This window comes from Flavobacterium croceum DSM 17960 (assembly GCF_002917885.1).
In the GTDB taxonomy this organism is placed as follows: domain Bacteria; phylum Bacteroidota; class Bacteroidia; order Flavobacteriales; family Flavobacteriaceae; genus Flavobacterium; species Flavobacterium croceum.
Map to the genome: position 1 here is coordinate 1 of NZ_PQNY01000072.1, position 2,263 is coordinate 2,263.

Annotated in this window: 1 protein-coding gene; it reads left to right on the plus strand. The window is 27.4% G+C overall.

The features are described from left to right. Positions 1 to 143 precede the first annotated feature (143 nt). Positions 144 to 1,565, plus strand: coding sequence for a hypothetical protein (locus Q361_RS13430; RefSeq protein WP_103727236.1), 1,422 nt, complete (start codon positions 144 to 146; stop codon positions 1,563 to 1,565). The last annotated feature ends 698 nt before the right edge of the window (positions 1,566 to 2,263 follow it).

The following is a 2,263-nucleotide window of genomic DNA, read 5'->3' on the forward strand; positions in this document are numbered from 1 at the left end:
TCTTAAATTGAAGTCCGTTTTTCACGAAAATGTTTATCTTTAACAGAAATTAATTCGTTCGCTGGCTTCGCTTCTGCTCCAAGCCGCCCAACGTTGGGCGATATTTTGCCGAAACTCATGGAAATTAAGAACTATTCAAAAAAATGGATGAAAAAATTAATGAAGAATATCTACTTGTTTTAAAAAAAAACTCTGAAAATTTAATTTTTGTAGATTACGAGAATATTGTGAATCCAATTTTATCAGAACAAATTGAATTTAATTCATTTTTCTCTAAAAGTAGTTCAACTTTAAAAGAATTAATAAGTCTTATAGATGATAGCAAATATCTTGAAAAGCTATATTTTTTTCATAAATATTGTGTAAGTCTTATTGGAACATATCAACAAAAACTATTCTCAAAAACAGAAATAATTAAGCAAATTAAAACTCATATTGACTTATTTGAGTTAAAATCAAGAAATGAGGAAAACTTTAATGAATACGAAGCTGTTTCTGAATATTTGCAAGAAATTAAGAATGAATTTGAAATTAGATTTAAATCATATGCAATAAATATTTCTTATAAAAAATGTATAGAAGATATTAATATAATTTCCTTTTCTCATAGAAGTGCAGGATGGTCAAATCCAATTTATAATCTAAATGAAAATTTTTCAATTGAAATTAAAACAAATTTTGGTTTTGGAAACTCAAGCTATTTTTATACTATAATTAAATATAAAAATATTGAAATCACACCATTTTCTGATTGGATAAATTATGAACACGCAAAATTTTCAGAAATAGTTCGATACACAAGAATTTATACAAGATATATAAAACATCTAAAATATAATTCTTATAAACCAAATATTGAAAATTACTATTGGGAAGATGCAATGACTTTTGCAAAAGATGCTTGCAATTTATCAATTACAGATGAAAGCAAATTCATTGAAAAATATATTCTTGACGAATGTGAAGAAATGGTTTACGGTTTAGAGAATATATTCCTAAAAGATAAATTCAATTTTATCGATAGAGAGACTAACGGTCATTATGAGGTAAATAAAAAAGGTCATTATTTAATGGAATTTCGTGGAGAAAAAATTAGTGGATCATTGGAATTTGTTAATAAGATTTTAGCTTTTAGAGATATTACTAAAGTCGACATATTCATAACACGCTTGGAAAATTGTAATAAAAAAATTCAACCATATCTTTTGAAAGAAATTGAAACAATCAAAGACGAACTTAACGTTTTACAAAAAGAGTTTGAACCATTAAAACCAATTTATAAAGAGTTATCCATAAAAGATGAAAATTATAATAATGAATTCTTAAAAATCAAAAGGGAAATAATAAAAAATTGTAGAGAAAAAGGAATTGAATTTGACGAAATTTTATATTTCTATAAAAAAAACACTTCTTTTCCAGAATATGAAGAATTTCATGAAGAATTTAAAATTATAAGTGAAAAGTACAACAAACTAAATCAAACAATATCAAATTTAAATTTAGTTTTCTCAAAAATAAAAGAATATGAAACAAATATTCAAAAATACTTTTCGAAAGAAAAATAAAAAACATCGCCCAACACACGTTTGTGCTAATGGCTAGGTAATTTTTGTTCAGAAAACAATCCGCCAAATCAATTATTTGTGTATTTTTGGTTTGGCTAGTAATCAAACTACGCCACTAGCACAAGCGCGAGAACGTTGCCTGCTATACGCGGAAAAATTCCGGAAGAAATTTTTCCTAGTTTATTAAAGAAAGAATAATGAATACTCGAACTTCGTGGTTTTTCTTTTCTTTTTTTGTCGGAACTTTATCAGAAAATTACGGCTGAACGAGATTGGACAGAAAAACTGAAATCTAACAGAAAACCTGAGGGAAATTGTGCTTAAAAAGTGAAATCTGAAAGATTTTAAAAGGAGAAACTGAAAAGAAAATTTGAAACGTCGAAAGCGGAAAACTTTTTTACAAGCGAAAGCGAAAAAACTGAAAAACTGAAAGAAAAAAACTACTCGACTTGAAAACAGAAAAAACGCAGATTCGCACAGCAGGCAACAGCGGTTTGGCGCAAAAGCTCAATTTCTCTTAATTTGAAATCTATTTTTCACGAAAATGTTTATCTTTAACAGAAATTAATTCGTTCGCTGGCTTCGCTTCTGCTCCAAGCCGCGAAACGTTGCCTGCTATACGCGGAAAAATTCCGGAAGAAATTTTTCCTGGTTTATTAAAGAAAAAATTATGAATGTTTCAACTTCGTGGTTTTTTC